The following is a 15,857-nucleotide window of genomic DNA, read 5'->3' on the forward strand; positions in this document are numbered from 1 at the left end:
CCCAAAATCATTGTGGGGAATGGACTTTGCTCAAGACCAGCGCCGCTTCGTTGTACGGAAACAAGCGGTAGAACACAGCAGATGGCCCTGTAACGAGGGTTGCGCCCTCGGCCTTACTCAGGACGCGGGGATCGGCTAGCGCGACTCTCTTACCGCGCTTGTGCAGCACCGCCTGTCCACTGGCCAATACATTCTTCAACCAGTCCGATTTCAGCCCGTACCCGATGAGAATGACGAAGCCGTCGCGGATGGGGAAAACCAACAGCGGCGTTCGGTAGCACTTGCCTGATTTGCGTCCGACATGTTCGAGTGTCCCTTGGCCTGGTAGCCACGGCGTGATCGACCGGGCCACCGGGTTAATGACTCGACTATTGAGTTTTGCGACGGCTCTTGGCACCCGCATGTAACCCCCTCTTTGGTGATCAGCTCGAAATGACCAGTATCCGTTGGAACGCTAGGAAAACGGTCGGTCGCCCCACGCCAGCTTTGCCAACCCAGTTCGTTGGCCGCCGCCACTAGCAGCGCTGCAAACTCGTCGTGGATCAACGGATCGTCTTGTGCTGTCCCTGCTGCCCATTGAGCAGCGACAGCAAACGCCGTTGATCCCAGATGGGTGGTGATGCCCTTACTCATGCCGTCGCGGAAACACGGGCGCTAATGTTTTCGCCTTCACGGGGTTTCACTATCAGATTCAGGTCGAAACCTGAAAACGACTGAGGGGCAAGAGGTGTTTGTCGCCTAGCCGCGACGTCGGCCGTGGTGAGCGACGGACTACGTACCGAGAACCGCGCACCGGCTCGGCTTCAGCGACAACATCGTCGCCGTCAACCCGGCAGTTGTTTATCGCGCGCTCAATGGCATGGGCAGCTATGGGCCTACACCCGATTATTCACACACGGGCTGTCCCTCGACTGTTTCGCCGGCATGAGTCCGCCGAGCATCGAAACAGACGGAACACCAAGCCTTTCGGGTGCGGCAACCGGGACAACAGGGTTCTGGCGGGTCCGCCGTACGCAGCGATGGCTCGACTGGTGCAATCTGAACACCGGGAGTTTGCGCTAGTGCCCGGGATCAAATTCGAGCGGCACACTGATCGGGCCGATAATGCCGGTCATGGCCTTCCAGGTCGCGGGCCGGGTCCTTCGGGGGTTGGGCATGCGTTGGGTGATCACGCGTAGCGCTGCGGTCAGCTCGACGCGGGCCAGATGTGCGCCGAGGCAGTAATGCACGCCACCCCCGAAGGTCAACATGGTGGCGGACTCCTCGCGCGTGATGTCGAGGCGCTCGGGGTCGTTATACACGGCGGGATCGCGGTTGGCCGATGCGGTGTTCGCCAGCACAAGAGTTCCCGCCGGAATGGTGACCCCGCCAAGTTCGACATCTTCGGCGGTGGTGCGCGGCACCGCGAAAACGATTGGGCAATGACGCATGAGCTCATGAACGGCATTGGTCGCCAGCTCGGGCCGGCGGGCCAGCAACGCCCACTGGTCAGGGTGATCGGCAAGGACCTGCACCGCGGCGGCTAGCTGATTGCGCGTGGTGTCGGTGCCGGCGCCTAGTAGCGTGGCCGCCAGCATGAGCAGCTCGTCGTGACTCAAGTGATCGCCTTCGTCTTCAGCCTTGATCAGATCCGAGATCAGGTCGTCGGTGAGATGTTCGCGTCGGCGGTCGATCATGTCTTCTAGGTAGGCGTCGAGACCGTCCCATGCCGCGACGATGGCGGGCCCGTCTTCAGCGACGTTCCAGTCGAACAACTTCTTGATGTCGTCGACCCACTTCCCAAACAGCGGCCAATCCTTGCGCGGCGCACCGAGCAGTGCACAAATGATTGGCGTGGGATACCTCCGCGCGATGTCGCTCACCACGTCGCAACGGCCAGTGGGAGCGACCGAGTCCACCAGCTCGGTGATGATCTCGACGGCCAGCGTGCGCATCCGTTCGGCGGCGCGCGGTGCGAACGCCTTCGAGACCAGCCGGCGCAGGCGGTGGTGTCTGTCGCCGTCGAGGCTGAGGATGTTGGCGATTGCCCTGTCCCACAGCGGACCTGAGGTGACACCCTGCAAGTCGAGTCCCAGGCCGCTCGCGGTCACGAAGCGGTTGTCGCGTAGCACGGTGTGCACCAGGCGGTAACTCAATACCTCCGGCGCGTGGGGCCCCATCGCGATCGGCGCCCTCTGGCGGGCCGCAGCGATTTCGCGATGCGCCTCGAAGGGATCTGTGAGGTGTTCGTAGGCGATGGCCGGCAGCTCGGCATCGAAAACACTCGGGCCGGTGCTTGTATGAATGGTGACGGTCATGGTGGCCTCCTTGCTCGGGGTTGGTGTCGACTATCCGGTCGAAGAAGCTCGAGACCATCCGCAGCGACGCGTAGAAAAGCGCGACCGGGGGTCGTAAAATCCGCGTGCCGATACGCAGATCTGCGCGTTTGCGCTGATGTTTTGGCCGGTCGCCGCGGCCCATGCTGGCTAATATGAGCCAACACGCGGAGATGCCGCCGTTGAACTGGAACGATTTGGGCGTGAGCGAGTTGCTGCCGACCGGAACGGTGACGCTGCTGCTTGCCGACGTCGAAGGGTCCACGCGGCTTTGGGAATCTCAACCCGAGGATATGACCGATGCCGTCGCACGGCTGGACCGCGCGCTCGCCGATGTCGTGGCCGCACACGGCGGCGTGCGGCCGGTGGAGCAGGGCGAGGGCGACAGCTTCGTCATCGCGTTCGGGAGGGCCAGCGACGCCATTGCCTGTGCCCTTGACTTGCAGCGAGCGCCGCTGGCGCCGATTCGGCTGCGCATCGGGGTACACACCGGCGAAGTGCAGCTACGCGATGACGCCAATTACATCGGCCCGGCCATCAACCGCACCGCGCGGTTGCGAGAGCTCGCACATGGCGGACAAACGGTGCTCTCAAGCACGACGAGTGACTTGGTAATCGAGCGGCTTCCCGACGGTGTCTGGCTGACCGATTTGGGCACTCATCAGTTGCGTGACCTGCCCCGGCCAGAACGGGTGGTTCAGCTTTGTCATCCTGACTTACCCAGCGACTTCCCACCCCTGCGCACCGCGAAAGCCGCTGCGGTCCATAACTTTCCGCCGCAGCTGACGGCATTCGTCGGACGTAAGGAGGAAATGGATCAGCTCGCCGCAGCGCTCGCTGATGACCGGCTGGTCACACTGACCGGTGCTGGAGGCGTCGGCAAGACGCGTCTCGCAATACACCTTGCCAAGCAGACGGCATCTCAATTCGACGATGGTGCGTGGTTCGTCGATCTGGCACCCATCACGGATCCTGCTTTGGTGCCCGTAAGGGCGGCCCGCGCGCTGGGCTTGCGTGACCAGCCGGGCCAGGCCACCGTCGATGCATTGACGCGGTTCATCGGTGACCGTCATCTCCTTCTGGTGCTGGACAACTGCGAGCATGTTTTGGACGCCAGCGCCCAATTGGTCACCACGCTGTTGGGTGTCTGTCCGCGGTTAGCCCTGTTGGCCACCAGCCGAGAGCCCATCGCAGTGGCCGGTGAGGTGAGTTGGCGAGTCCCATCGTTGTCGTTGGGTGATGAGGCGATCGAGCTATTCGTCGAGCGTGCTCGCCGTGTGCGACCCGATTTACATGTCGATGATGAAACGAGCGTTGTTGCCGAGATCTGTCACCGCCTCGATGGTGTCCCGTTGGCGATCGAGCTGGCGGCCGCGCGGGTGCGTTCATTGTCGTTGGACGAAATATTGCACGGTCTGCATGACCGATTTCGCTTATTAACCGGCGGCGCACGCGCCGCTGTTCGGCGACAGCAGACACTGCGCGCGTCAGTGGACTGGTCGCATGCATTGCTCACTGGACCTGAACGCCTGCTGTTTCGTCGGCTGGCCGTGTTCATGGGCGGGTTTGACCGTGTGGCTGCCGAAGCCGTTGCGAGTGGAGGAGAGGTCGAACGCCACCAGGTGCTTGACCTACTGACCTTGCTTGTCGACAAGTCTCTGGTCGTCGCCGAATATTCAACTGGCCCAACGCGATACCGTCTCCTGGAGACGGTTCGCCAATATGCTCTCGAAAAGTTGGGCGAGTCCGGGGAGGCCAATGACGTCCGCAGCCGTCATCGTGACCACTACACAGCACTTGCTGCGCTGGTTGATGCGGCCACTACGGAGCTGGACCGACGTGTCGCGTGGGCCGAAACGGAGATCGACAATCTCCGAGGCGCTTTCACGTGGAGCCGCGAATCCTCGGAGGTCGAGTTTGCCCTCGAGCTGTGCTCGGCGCTGCATCCACTGTGGGTCATCAGCGGCCGCCTCCAGGAGGGGCTGAGTTGGTTCGACGCCGCCCTTTCCGACACGGACCACGAACTGGCACCCGCGATGCAGGCCCGCGCAATCGCCGACCGGACCGCACTCGACACTTTTGCGGGGCTGGAGCGACCGGAGAGCCTTGAGCTAGCCGAACAGGCGCTGGCGATCGCGCGCGATGTCGGCGACCCCGCGCTGATCGTTCGGGCTTTGACCGCCTGCGGGGGGACCGCGGTCTTTCTGCCGGAAATTGCCAATCAGTACTTGGACGAAGGCATCGCTCTGGCACGGGAGTTGGGCGACGGGTGGAGGTTGAGTCAGCTCCTCGGCTGGCGTGCGTTCGGTGGGAACGCGTCGGGTGAGCTGCGAGCCCCGTTCCTGGCGGTCGAGGAAGGCTGCCTGCACGCCAAAGCGATCGGCGATCACTTCCACGGGCGGGTGTTCCGGATGTGGCGAGGGTTGGCGCGGGTGTGCCTGGGAGAAGTGGTCGACGGTTGCGCCGAGTTGCGTGGAGTGCTCGCCGAGGCTGAGGCAGCGCACGAGTCGGTGATCTTGGCACTGTGCTCAATTTGCTACGCCTATGGATCCGCGTATCAAGGCGAGCTTGGTGCGGCTCGAGCCGCAGCGGAGCGCGCCATCGAAGTCGGGGAGATGCTCGGCGGGTTCTATTTGGACCTCGCACATGCGGTGCTTGGAGTGGCCGCGCTTGCCGCAGGTGACGCATCGGCGGCCCGGATCGCAAGTGAAAAGGCGTGGCAGCACAGGATGCCGGTGCCGCAGCGAGACCCACTTGTCATCAGCGTTGCGCCACTCGGCGAGTCCGCCGCGGCTTGCGGTGACCTCACCGAGGCGCGCCGCTGGTCCGATGCCGCCGTGTCGAAGACGCGTTACTGGCACTTGATAAATTCCCTCGTGGAGCGTGTCCGCGTGGCGATGGCGCAGGGGGAGCTACAGCAGGCTGAGCGCGACGCTTTTGACGCGTTGGCAATGACCACCGATATGCAGGCGCACCTCCTGACGCCGGATTTGCTGGAGTGCCTGGTGATCTTGGGCACCCGGACAGACAGCCAACGTGAAGCCGCCCGCTTACTCGGTGCCGCCGATGCCATGCGTCGGCGCATCGGCGTCGTCCGGTTCAAGATCCATGAACCCGGCCACGAGGCCTGCGTTGCTGACATGCGTAATGCTCTGGGAGAAGCCGATTTTGACGCCGCCTGGGCCGAGGGAGCGGACTTGTCGACCGAAGAAGCGATTGCCTATGCGCAGCGAGGTCGCGGCGAGCGCAAACGACCTCCGTGTGGCTGGGAGTCGCTCACGCCGACGGAACGTGATGTGGTGCGACTGGTTAGTGAGGGGTTGGGCAATAAGGACGTTGCCACACGGCTGTTCATCTCGCACCGGACCGTGCAATCGCACCTCACCCACATCTACGCCAAGCTGAGCCTGTCGTCGCGCCTGCAACTGGTGCAGGAGGCCGCCCGCCACGATTGGTGAGCGGGCAAATCTACGCGTACCTGCTAGTGGTGGATAGCCCGGTTGCACCGACCGTTGCGGGATCCGAACCAACCCCGAAAACGGGTGGCGCCGACTCAAATGGCAAGTGGACGTAGCGATTTGGCGATTAGCGAGTTTCAAGCGGCCTCGTCGCTGGTGGGCGGGTCGATCGGGTCGTGGTGGTGCAAAGAGCGTCAAGGATCAACCGAAGTAGATCCGTCAACCATCAACCGCAACTGAACAGCCCCACCAACTGTTTGCCCCAGCGTATGTTGGCTGGCAGTTCGGTTGCTTGGGACGACGTCCGCCGCCCCACGCTATTCGCCGGTAGCTATTCGCGGTGCTCCGGTTCAACACGGGTGTTCTGCCGGATCAGCGATCGCGCCTGATGCAGGTGCTTGGCTGCCCACCTGCGATACGTTCGTCGTGATCAGTACGTCGTGTCCCGCGGCGCCCATCAGGCGAGCCAGGTGGAGTGACAGATATGACCGACCGAAGGTGATCAGCACGGTCTTTCGGCCAAACCCGGACACCGGACCTCCCATTGCGAACACCCGTTGCCCGCTCTGCTCTAGTCCACCTGCGCTCGGCGAGTTGAGCCTTGGGCTCCAGCTCTGACGTCGGACCGTCCTATCCGACGCTACTCCGACCGGAGGGACGTTCGATCAGTCGTGCTTGGCCTCGTATCGCAGTAGGACCGTGCCGCCCGGAAAGGTGCGGTTCTCCAACAGTCGCAGCGAGATCCATGTCGGCAGGGTGGGGAAGAAAGGGGTGCCGCCGCCCACGGCGGTGGGTGCGACCACGATTCGGTACTCGTCCACCAGTCCGGCCTGCACGATGGGTGCGGCCAGCGTCGCGCCGGCCACCTCCAGCCTGCCGTCGATTTGGGCTTTGAGCTTCGTGACGACCTCGACCGGGTCGCCGCGTTCCAGCCGGGAGTTCCAGTCGACGGACTCCAGGGTGCGCGAGAACACGACCTTGGGCATGTTGCGCCAGATGTGTGCGAAGTCGACGATCAGCGGGCTGGCGTCCGGTGCCTTGTCGGCTGTCGGCCAGTACGCGGACATCAGTTCGTAGAGCTGGCGCCCGTAGAACGCCAGGCTGGTCTCCCGCTCGAAGTCGTTCCAGTACTGGTGCAGTTCGTCGCTCGGTTCGCTCCAGTCGATGCTGCCTTGTGCGTCAGCGATATAGCCGTCCACCGACACGTTGAAGCCATAGATGAGTTTGCCCATGGTGATCAGACTGCACCGGAGAGCAAAACTCACCGCGACGCCACTCGACACTTTGCGCACTGCCAATGCGGACGGCGGCCTTGCGGCGGCCCATCTTTGTGCTATAGCAAAACTATGCGGTAACCGAGGTAGTCCATAAGGAGGACACCATCATGGCCGTTTCACGAGGAATCGTCTCAGTCGCCGTCCTCGCCGGGTGGTTAGGAATCGGGTCAGCTGGTAACGCGTGGGCGGACCCGACCATGAGCGGCCACTACATCTCGACCGTGGTCTCACAATCCGGTGAGACCACTACTAGCGACTGGTATTTCACTCCATGTGGTGACGGATGCGCGGCGGTCGCCAACACACCCGGTGGACCGGCCTTCGCGGAGGCACGACTGTTCAACGGATAGTGGACACTGGCCTGGCACTCCGACGCATTCTGTCCTGAGGGTTCGCGGGTTCCTGGCGCGTATTCCAGTTACGCCACGTGGGATCCGAATACCCTTGCGGGCAAAGACGAATCGGGCATCACACGGCCGATATGCGGTTCCATAGGCAAGCCGCCGAACGTGACACAGCCCATGCAACTCACGCAAGTCGGATAGTGCCTCGACCCTGACCGCGGCAGCCGGCAGCGCCTCCGAACCCCCTTCGGGGGTTTCGATCGTCGAACGTGGGTATGGGTCTCGCATCGCGAAGACGGGAGACAGTCGTGAGCCGACACCATGACGACGATGCGCGCAGTTATGCCGCCGACGATCCTGAGCCAAAGGATGACGAGCCGGTTGTGCCGGAGGCCGGCGAGGGGCCGTTCCCTCCGGTGGCCGGCGAACCCCGGCCGCCCATTGGGAACTGACTCGAGCAGCCCCGTTCGAGCCATGTCACGCGGCGTTTGGTAGGCCCAAAAGGTCAGCCAGGCCGCCGAAGTCCGCCTCGGCCTCGGCCGAGAACGCCGGGAACGCCGGGAACGCCGGGAACGCCGGGAACAGAGGTGGCGCGCCCGCAGGCAGGAATGGGTTCAATACCGGCGGGATGATCTGGTTGCCGGTCACCCCGGTGATCCGGGCCCAGATCTGTGCGGGGATATTGACCGACTGGTAGACGCCCGCCCCGATCCATGAGACCGGAGCCTGTAAGAAGGTCGGCACCGAATTGACGATGTTGGTTACCTGGTCATACACCACGGAGGGGACCGTCATCACAATCGAGCGCGAGTTCAGCAGCAGAGTGCTCGTGACATCGGGATAACCCTGCGAGGCGAAATTGGCGCTGAGCACACTGAACAGGTTGGGGCTGGGATTAACGTAGGTGCCGTTGAAGCTGGGGTCCGTCAGGGGTGCACCCTGCATATACTGCATCGGCGAAAGGCCGAATTGATTCATGATTGTCGGCGTGACGCTGACGATTTGCCATGAGTTGTTGATGTAGCCGTCGTGCGTATCACTGCCGGCTTGATCGAACATCAGGAACGTCGCTGTCTCGCGGGGTGTTTGGAAGCCGTGGCCGCGACCGAATTCGTTGGGCCCGATTTCGCCATGGTCGGTGACTATCAGCGTGGTAAATTGCTCGCCGGTGTTCTGTTCCCATTGGGCTACCGCTCCCAAAAGTCCACCGCCGCCTATGGATTGGTGTCCGAGGTTAGCATCCATATTTTGAATGGCCAGCCGGTATTGCGGCGAATCGCCACCGTATTGGTGCGCGTTGTTATCGACACCTACGAAGTAGGAGAAGATGAGGTTGCCTTTGCTGGCATCGGCATTCAGAATCGCGGTCTGAGTCTTCTGCCCTACCAGGTTCTGTGTCGCTATCCAGTCTGTATCGCCCGCGACTTGCGGGACGAATTCAACGTGGTCGGCGGGGTTCGATCCGGCGCCGGCGATTTGAGCTACCGGAAGCCAGTTGGCAATGACGGTGGTGTTGACTTCGTCGCCATAGGCATTCTCGAGATAGTTGTATACGGTCGGCCAGTTGTTGTAAGTCCAGGGGGTGAAGACGTTGTTGCTCACGCCTGCCGTCTCGCCCCACACACCGGTTTGCATGGTCGTCCACGACGGGTTGGAAATGGTGGTGTGCCCGACGATGGTCGACGCCGAGGTGACACTTTGCTGCATGAATGCGTGGAAGTTCGGGGTGCCAGCCGGGTCGGCCAGGATTGCAGCCAGATTCGTGCCGTCCGTGCCGATCAACAGGAAATTCGCATCCGGGGTCGCCAAGAGCAGAGCGGCGGCCTCTTCTGGAGACGCGAACATCACATTCGGGTAGTAAGTCCCGGCCTTGCCGGTCGCGCCCGGCGCGCCGAACAAGGATAAAGCGGCGCCGCCGATGCCGCCGGCCCCAGCGGGGATGGTTGCTCCGCCGACCCCACCAGTGCCGCCGGCCCCGCCATTTCCTAGCAACAACCCGCCCGTGCCGCCGGCGCCGCCGGCCCCGCCGCGAATGCCGCCGGTGCCACCGATTCCACCGTTACCGATCAGCCCGGCATTGCCGCCGCGTCCTCCGTTTTGACCCAGTGCACCTGATCCACCCGCGCCGCCATTGCCCCACAGGATCCCGCCGTCCCCGCCGGCTCGCCCGGTGCCGGGCGTGCCGTTCGTCCCGTCGCCGATCAACGGACGCTCCAGCAGGAAGTTCGTCGGCGCGTTGATCACACCCAGAACGTCGTCGAACAGGGTCTGCAGCGGGTTGGCACTAGCGGCCTCCGCGGCCGCATAAGCTCCGCCGGCAGCACTCAATGCCCGCACAAATTGCGCATGAAACGCCGCCGCCTGCGCACCGATCGCCTGGTATGCCTCGGCGTGACCGGAAAACAGCGATGCAATCGCCGCCGATACTTCGTCACCAGCCGCGGCCATCAGCGTGCTCGTCGGAGCCAATGCCGCCAGGTTCGCTGCCCCAACTGCGGAGCCGATACCTGCCGCCTCTGTCGCTGCTGTCGCCAACACGTCCGGTACTGCGATTAGATATGACATCGTGCGCCTCCCAAGCGCCCAATTCTTCACCATCGCACGATGTGACGAAGCCCAAATCGCCCGATTTGAACCATTTTCCGGCGTAGCCGTCCACGACAAGCGGCACCGCACTGAACGCGAGCGTCGCCTCGGTAGCGAACACCTCGGTGACCGGAACTTTTCCGGGATTCCTTGCCGCACGTCGCACGACACAAATTTGTATGAGTTTGCTATGGGTCACGTGTGGGCCCGCTCGTGACGGTAAGTGATTGCCGTGTGGACCAGTCTTCTCCAACTGCGGCGGCTGCCGGGTATGGCAACGATGCGAGCACACCCGCCGGAATCGCAACCGGTTAACAGCTACTTCGGTTGATCCTTGACACTGCTGGGCAGGGATCGGCGCGCATTACCAAGCTGACCTTGGGTGTATCAGCTGACGGCGTGGACACCAACTCGAGCAAAGTCGTATTTCAGGCGGACGGCGTAGATGTCCAATAGGATTCCAACGTGCCGATATTCATGATCGAGCGCAACTACGCGGATGTGCTGGACCCCACTCTCGACACCGTGGACGGGATCAATCGCATCAACGCGGAGGAGGGCGTTCGTTGGCTGTACTCGTTTCTGTCCGCGGACAAGCGAAAAACGTACTGCCTTTACGAGGCTCCCTCGCCGGAGGCGATCAGAACCGCGGCCGCTCGTGCCGGTCTTCCGGCGGATGTCGTCGTCCAGGTAACCGATCGCATCATGCCCGACGGTGCATTGTCTGAAATCTGAAGCTCACCTGAGCAGTTCGTGGTCGGTGGCGTACATCGCCGCTTGCGTACGATTCGCGGCACCGGTCTTGAGCAGGATGCTGCGAACATGATTGGCCGCGGTGTTGGTACTGATATAGAGGCGCTCGCCGATCGCCCGGTTGCTCAGCCCTTCGGCCAGTAGCCGCAGCACTTCGACCTCCCGGTCGGTCAGGCCGGCAGGGCCCGCCGAATCCGCCGGACCAGTCGCGACAAGCGATTCCACCAAATCAAGGACCCGGGACTGGCCGATCGGCGTGGCGATTTCGCGGGCCCGGTCGGCAAGGCGCCGCGCCTCCTCCATCCGATCGGTAGACGCGGCGAACAACGCGTATCGGGCCAGTGTCTCGGCGACGTGAACCGTCGCGCCCATCCGTCGGTCCATCTCAAGCGCCGCGGCGAAATGGCGCTCGGCGGAATCGTTGTCACCGCCTAGTGCGGCGATCCGGGCGAGATATCGTTCGGCACTCCCGAACAACGCGACGAACTGTCCGGCCACCAGGTTCTTGCCCGCGTAGCGGGCCACGAACGGTTGCAGTTTGTGGACAGCCTCCCGATTGCCCAGCTCGAAGGCCGCCTCCACCATGAACACCAGCTCCATCGGCCACTGTGCCTCGTCGGTGTGATCGGTGAGGTTGCGAGTGAGCAGGTGATTCAGCGCGCGGGTCATGCCACGTTCACAGCCAAGCTCGGTGTACAGCGCCAGCAACCCGGGCACCCAACGGCCGGCGAACGTCTCGCTGCCGTCCACGAACCCGGCGAATCTCTTCAGCTCCCTGGTTTCGCGGCGAATCATGAACATCTGAACCCCGTAGGAGCCCTCGGTCTCGTCCGCGGTGAAGCGGGTGCCGGTGCGCAACGCGATGTCGGCCCACCGTTCGGCACCGGCGAAGTCGCCGCGCAGGTATGTCAGCGCCTGGTTGACGCACGCGCTGACGAAGCCGAAGAAGGGCTGTCCGCAGGCTTGGACCGCTCGCTGCAGCTCGGCCGCCGAGGCGGCCAGGTCGTCGGGCTGCCCGACGAGATAGCTGACCAAGGCGCGGAAATGCGTCACTGAGCCGAGGGTGTCGTAGTCGCGAATTGCTTGTGCGCCACGCAGCAACTCGGCCGACCGCTCCAGTTGCAAGTCAGACATCTCCGGGGTAAAGCCGTGCCACATGCTGGCGAGCAGCGCGTGCAGCGTTACCGCCGGATCGCCGAGGACGCGCGCGCAATCGATGGCGCGGCTACTGACCTCTCGAGCACGTGCCGTCTCGCCGGCAAACGCCAACGCGCGTCCGAAACTGGCGAGCGCCTGCACGTAGCGGGAGTCGTGGGTGTCCAGCCCGCACGCTTCCAGCGCAGAAGCCAGCAGATCGGCGGCTTTCGAGCCGGACAAGCCGGGCCGCCAACACGCGTCCTCATACCCAACGGTCGCCTCCAGCCGGATGAGCGGATCGTCGGTCGCGCTGATCCGTTCGTAGATGGCCCGGGCGCGCGCGAAATCGCCGGAGCGGATGTGGTTTGCGGCCGCGCCGAAATTCAGCAGCGCCCGATCCCCGGGACTCACTTCCGGAAGCGACGCTGCGCGCTCGAACCATTTCGCCGCGTCCTCGTAAGCCAGGCTCTGCTCAGCTAATCGAGCCGCTTTCCGCGCGTAATGCAACGCCTGATCGTGGTAGCCCAGCACGTGGGCAAGTAGGTAATGATTGGCCACCCGGGGAACAACCGTTGGGTCGGCGCGCCCCTCCAATGCTTCGGCGGCGCGTGCGTGCATGATCCGTTGCCGCGACGCCGCCATTCCGTTGAGCGTGGCCTCGCGGGTCAACGCATGCACGAACGCGAACTCGCCGTCAGAGCCCGGAACTGCCCGGATCAGCCCCACGGCTTCGGCCGAATCGACGGCGGCCAGCGTCGTCGCGAGATCGGCCTCGCTGGTGGCGATCAGCGCCGGCAGGTCAAACGCTTCGCCCAACACCGCCGCCTGTTCGATCACGCTGCGGGTGCCGGCCCCAAGCCCGCCGAGCCGGCGATCGATCACATCGCCGATGGACGCCGGAACCGTCTGGTGGGTACCCAGAGTCGCTAACCCACCCCGGATTTCGAGGTGGTTGCAGAGTTCGGTCAGGAAGAACGGATTGCCGCCGGTCCTATCCCGCAGCAGCGCCGCGGCGGTACGCGCCGACGGCGGGCGCAGCCGCTGGGTTTGGCCGACGAACTCCGCGATCGCATCGGTGTCCAGGCCCCCGAGATCAAGACGCCGAACACCGTCGAACCGATGCAGTTCGGCCAGCCGGGTCACGAGTTCTTCGGAGCGGTCAGGTTCGGTAGTGCGGAAAGTCGCGACCACCAGCATGCGCACATCCGCGCAGCCGATGAGCACGTGTTCGAGCATCGCCAGGGCCGGTACTTGCGCCCAATGCATGTCCTCGAGGACCAGGGCGATCGGGCGATCGATCGCCAGCCGCCGCATGAAACCCGTCACCGCGTCAAAGAGCGCACGCCGCAGCGCGTCGACATGATCGGCCGGCCCGATATCTGGCAGATGCCGATCCACCTGGGTGGTCAGGCGCCGTAGCTGCGGTCCCGCGTCCGCCACCACGTCGGCCAGCGAACCCGGCGCAGCCGCAATCAGCAACCGGTCCAGCGCCTCGGCGAATGGTGCGTAAGGGACGTCGGCGTCGGCTGTTGAGCTTCCGACGAGCACCGCGACTCCGTGGTCGACGAGTCGTCCGGCTACCTCCGCGGACAGTCGTGTCTTACCGGCTCCGGGCTCACCGCCGACGAACACCGCCTGGCGCTGGCCGGCCTCAACCCGTTCCCAGGCCTGCTCGAACGCCGCGAGCTCGGCGGCCCGACCAACAAGTGGACCGCCCCGACGGGCGGTGAGTTCTGCGGGAAGGGGCGGCGGCACCCACTGCGCCATGAGCACAACGTAGCCGCGGCGCGTTAGCTGGTCGATAGTCAGATCTGACTATCCCCGGGTCTGCGGCAATATGCCTAGTTGTGGTCATGACGAGCCACTACCTCGCCCCATAGCGTCGAGGCATGATGACCAGCATGGTGACAGATCAGGCGCGGACCCGGCTGAGCGGCGAGGTGATCCTGCCTGACGACCCGGGCTACGACGAAGCCAGAGCGCTGCACAACGGGATGATCGACAAGCGGCCGGCAGTGATCGCGCGTTGTGGATCCGCCACCGACGTCCGGACCGCTCTGGAGTTCGCGCAGACGTCGAACCTAGCGGTCGCCGTGCGCGGAGGCGGCCACAACGGCCCCGGCTTCGGAACCGTCGAGGGTGGCCTGGTCATCGATCTGGCGCCGATGAACCGGATCGAGGTGGACCCCGACCGGCGCACTGCCCGCGTGCAGGGCGGTGCGACCTGGGCTCAGGTGGACGCCGCAACCCACACATACGGTCTGGCCGCACCAAGCGGCATCATCTCGAGCACCGGTGTCGGCGGCCTCACTCTCGGCGGTGGCCACGGTTACCTGTCCCGCAAGCACGGCCTGACCATCGACAACCTGCTGGAGGCCGAGGTCGTGTTGGCCGACGGCCGCGAGGTGACGGCGTCCGAATCCGAGCATCCCGACTTGTTCTGGGCGCTTCGCGGCGGCGGCGGCAACTTCGGTGTGGTCACCTCGTTTACGTTCCGCCTGCATCCCGTGCACAGCGTGGTCGGCGGCCCCACGGCGTGGCCGGTCTCGGCCACCGCCGACATTCTCGGCTGGTTCCGGGATTTCATCCCGGCGCAGGACGAGGATCTCTACGGGTTCTTCGCAACCATGACCGTCCCCCCGGTGGCGCCCTTCCCCGAGGCCTTCCACTTGCACAAGGCTTGCGCAGTCGTCTGGTGCTACTCGGGTGATCCCGCACGCGCCGATGATGTGTTCACACCGGTGCGTCAGATGGAGCCGGCCTTCGACGGCCTCGGTGCGGCTCCTTTCCCCGCGCTGCAGTCCACCTTTGATGCGTTGTATCCCAAAGGGCTGCAATGGTATTGGCGCGGCGACTTCTTCCGGACCGTCGCCGACGGTGCCGTGGACGCCCATGCCCGCTTCAGCGAAGAGCTGCCGACCATGCACTCCACGATGCATCTGTATCCGATCGACGGCGCTGTCCATCGGGTCGGGCAAACCGACACGGCGTTCGCCCACCGGGACGTCAACTTCTCGCAGGTCATCGCGGGAGTTGATCCCGACCCGGCCAACGCTGAGACGTTGAAGCGCTGGTCAAAGGACTACTGGGACGCGACCCACCCGTATTCGGCGGGTGCGGCGTACGTGAACTTCATGATGGACGAGGGGCAGGACCGAGTCCGGGCCAGCTACGGCCCGAACTACGACCGACTCAGCAGGATCAAAGCCGAATACGATCCGCGCAACGTGTTCCACATCAACCAGAACATTCATCCGGCTTCGTAGGCCGCAGGCGCCACAACCCGGGGCAGTGCACTGCCGGTCGGGCCTATCACGCAAGTTTTTTCCAAGCTCACAGATCGACGGCGGTCTGGCGAGCAAGCCAATCGTCACGACGCTCGGGTCATGACGCATAGGAAGGGTCGGGAAGATGTCGTTTGTTATCGCGGTGCCGGACGTATTGTCAACTGCCGCATCAGATTTGGCGGGGATCGGCTCCGCCCTCGACTCGGCCGGTGCTGCCGCGGCGGCCCACACGACGGGCCTGCTTGCCGCCGCCCAGGACGAGATTTCGGTGGCCATCGCCGAACTGTTCGGGGCGCACGGCCAGGCGTATCAAAGCGCAAGCGCGCAGGCGGCGGCGTTTCACCAGCAATTCGTGCAGACCCTGACCGGGAGCGCGGGCTCGTACGCGACGGCCGAATCTGCCGCAGCGCAACCTCTACAGAGCTTGCTCGACGTGGTCAACGCGCAATTCGTGGCACAGACCGGGCGCCCGCTGATCGGCAACGGCACCAACGGCGCCGCAGGGACGGGACAAAACGGTGGTGCCGGCGGATGGTTGATCGGCAACGGCGGCGCCGGCGGGTCTGGAACCTCAACCGCCGGCGCCGACGGCGGCAAGGGCGGCACGGGCGGGGCGGCCGGACTGTTCGGTAGCGGCGGCGCCGGGGGGGCCGGCGGTACCGCGACAACCGCAGGCAAGGCCGGCGGGGCCGGCGGAGCC

At 64.2% G+C, this 15,857-nt stretch carries 11 protein-coding genes; 6 read left to right on the forward strand and 5 right to left on the reverse strand.

Translation table 11 applies throughout. The features are described from left to right. Positions 1-7 precede the first annotated feature (7 nt). Together AWC27_RS11560 and AWC27_RS11570 are read right to left on the reverse strand one after the other, a co-directional pair. Positions 8-403, reverse strand: coding sequence for a nitroreductase family deazaflavin-dependent oxidoreductase (locus AWC27_RS11560; RefSeq protein ID WP_085670613.1), 396 nt, complete (start codon positions 401-403; stop codon positions 8-10). Positions 404-1,058: 655 nt separating this feature from the next. Beyond that, positions 1,059-2,297, reverse strand: coding sequence for a cytochrome P450 (locus AWC27_RS11570; protein ID WP_085670614.1), 1,239 nt, complete (start codon positions 2,295-2,297; stop codon positions 1,059-1,061). A gap of 173 nt (positions 2,298-2,470) precedes the next feature. Here AWC27_RS11570 and AWC27_RS11575 point away from each other — a divergent pair, with 173 nt between their 5' ends. Next, positions 2,471-5,773: a helix-turn-helix transcriptional regulator gene (locus AWC27_RS11575; protein WP_245847007.1), complete on the forward strand. Its 3,303-nt coding sequence runs from the start codon at positions 2,471-2,473 to the stop codon at positions 5,771-5,773. A gap of 665 nt (positions 5,774-6,438) precedes the next feature. Here AWC27_RS11575 and AWC27_RS11585 read toward each other — a convergent pair. Beyond that, positions 6,439-7,005 (reverse strand): dihydrofolate reductase family protein, encoded by a 567-nt coding sequence (locus AWC27_RS11585; protein WP_085670617.1) that lies wholly within the window; start codon positions 7,003-7,005, stop codon positions 6,439-6,441. A 152-nt stretch (positions 7,006-7,157) separates the two neighbouring features. Here AWC27_RS11585 and AWC27_RS30095 point away from each other — a divergent pair, with 152 nt between their 5' ends. Both AWC27_RS30095 and AWC27_RS30990 read left to right on the forward strand, forming a co-directional pair. Beyond that, a complete protein-coding gene (locus tag AWC27_RS30095; protein ID WP_139836929.1) occupies positions 7,158-7,400 on the forward strand; it encodes a hypothetical protein in 243 nt (80 codons plus the stop codon). A 302-nt stretch (positions 7,401-7,702) separates the two neighbouring features. Beyond that, positions 7,703-7,846: a hypothetical protein gene (locus AWC27_RS30990; protein WP_169726763.1), complete on the forward strand. Its 144-nt coding sequence runs from the start codon at positions 7,703-7,705 to the stop codon at positions 7,844-7,846. Between the two features lie 25 nt (positions 7,847-7,871). Here the strand turns inward: AWC27_RS30990 and AWC27_RS11590 are convergent, their stop codons facing one another. Further along, positions 7,872-9,959, reverse strand: coding sequence for a PE domain-containing protein (locus tag AWC27_RS11590; protein WP_085670618.1), 2,088 nt, complete (start codon positions 9,957-9,959; stop codon positions 7,872-7,874). Between the two features lie 486 nt (positions 9,960-10,445). On the opposite strand from AWC27_RS11590, the gene AWC27_RS11595 reads away from it, so the two are divergent. Continuing rightward, on the forward strand, positions 10,446-10,715 hold the full coding sequence (locus AWC27_RS11595; protein ID WP_085670619.1) for a DUF4242 domain-containing protein: 270 nt from the start codon (positions 10,446-10,448) through the stop codon (positions 10,713-10,715). A gap of 3 nt (positions 10,716-10,718) precedes the next feature. Here AWC27_RS11595 and AWC27_RS32680 read toward each other — a convergent pair whose 3' ends face one another. Further along, positions 10,719-13,637, reverse strand: coding sequence for an ATP-binding protein (locus AWC27_RS32680; protein WP_085670620.1), 2,919 nt, complete (start codon positions 13,635-13,637; stop codon positions 10,719-10,721). 122 nt (positions 13,638-13,759) lie between these two features. Between AWC27_RS32680 and AWC27_RS11605 the strand changes: the two genes are divergently transcribed. Together AWC27_RS11605 and AWC27_RS11610 are read left to right on the forward strand one after the other, a co-directional pair. After that, positions 13,760-15,136: an FAD-binding oxidoreductase gene (locus tag AWC27_RS11605; protein WP_085670621.1), complete on the forward strand. Its 1,377-nt coding sequence runs from the start codon at positions 13,760-13,762 to the stop codon at positions 15,134-15,136. Between the two features lie 145 nt (positions 15,137-15,281). After that, positions 15,282-15,857, forward strand: a 576-nt coding sequence (locus tag AWC27_RS11610) for a PE family protein (protein WP_139836930.1), incomplete at its 3' end; no start/stop codon positions are given.

The organism is Mycobacterium szulgai (genome assembly GCF_002116635.1).
GTDB lineage: Bacteria > Actinomycetota > Actinomycetes > Mycobacteriales > Mycobacteriaceae > Mycobacterium > Mycobacterium szulgai.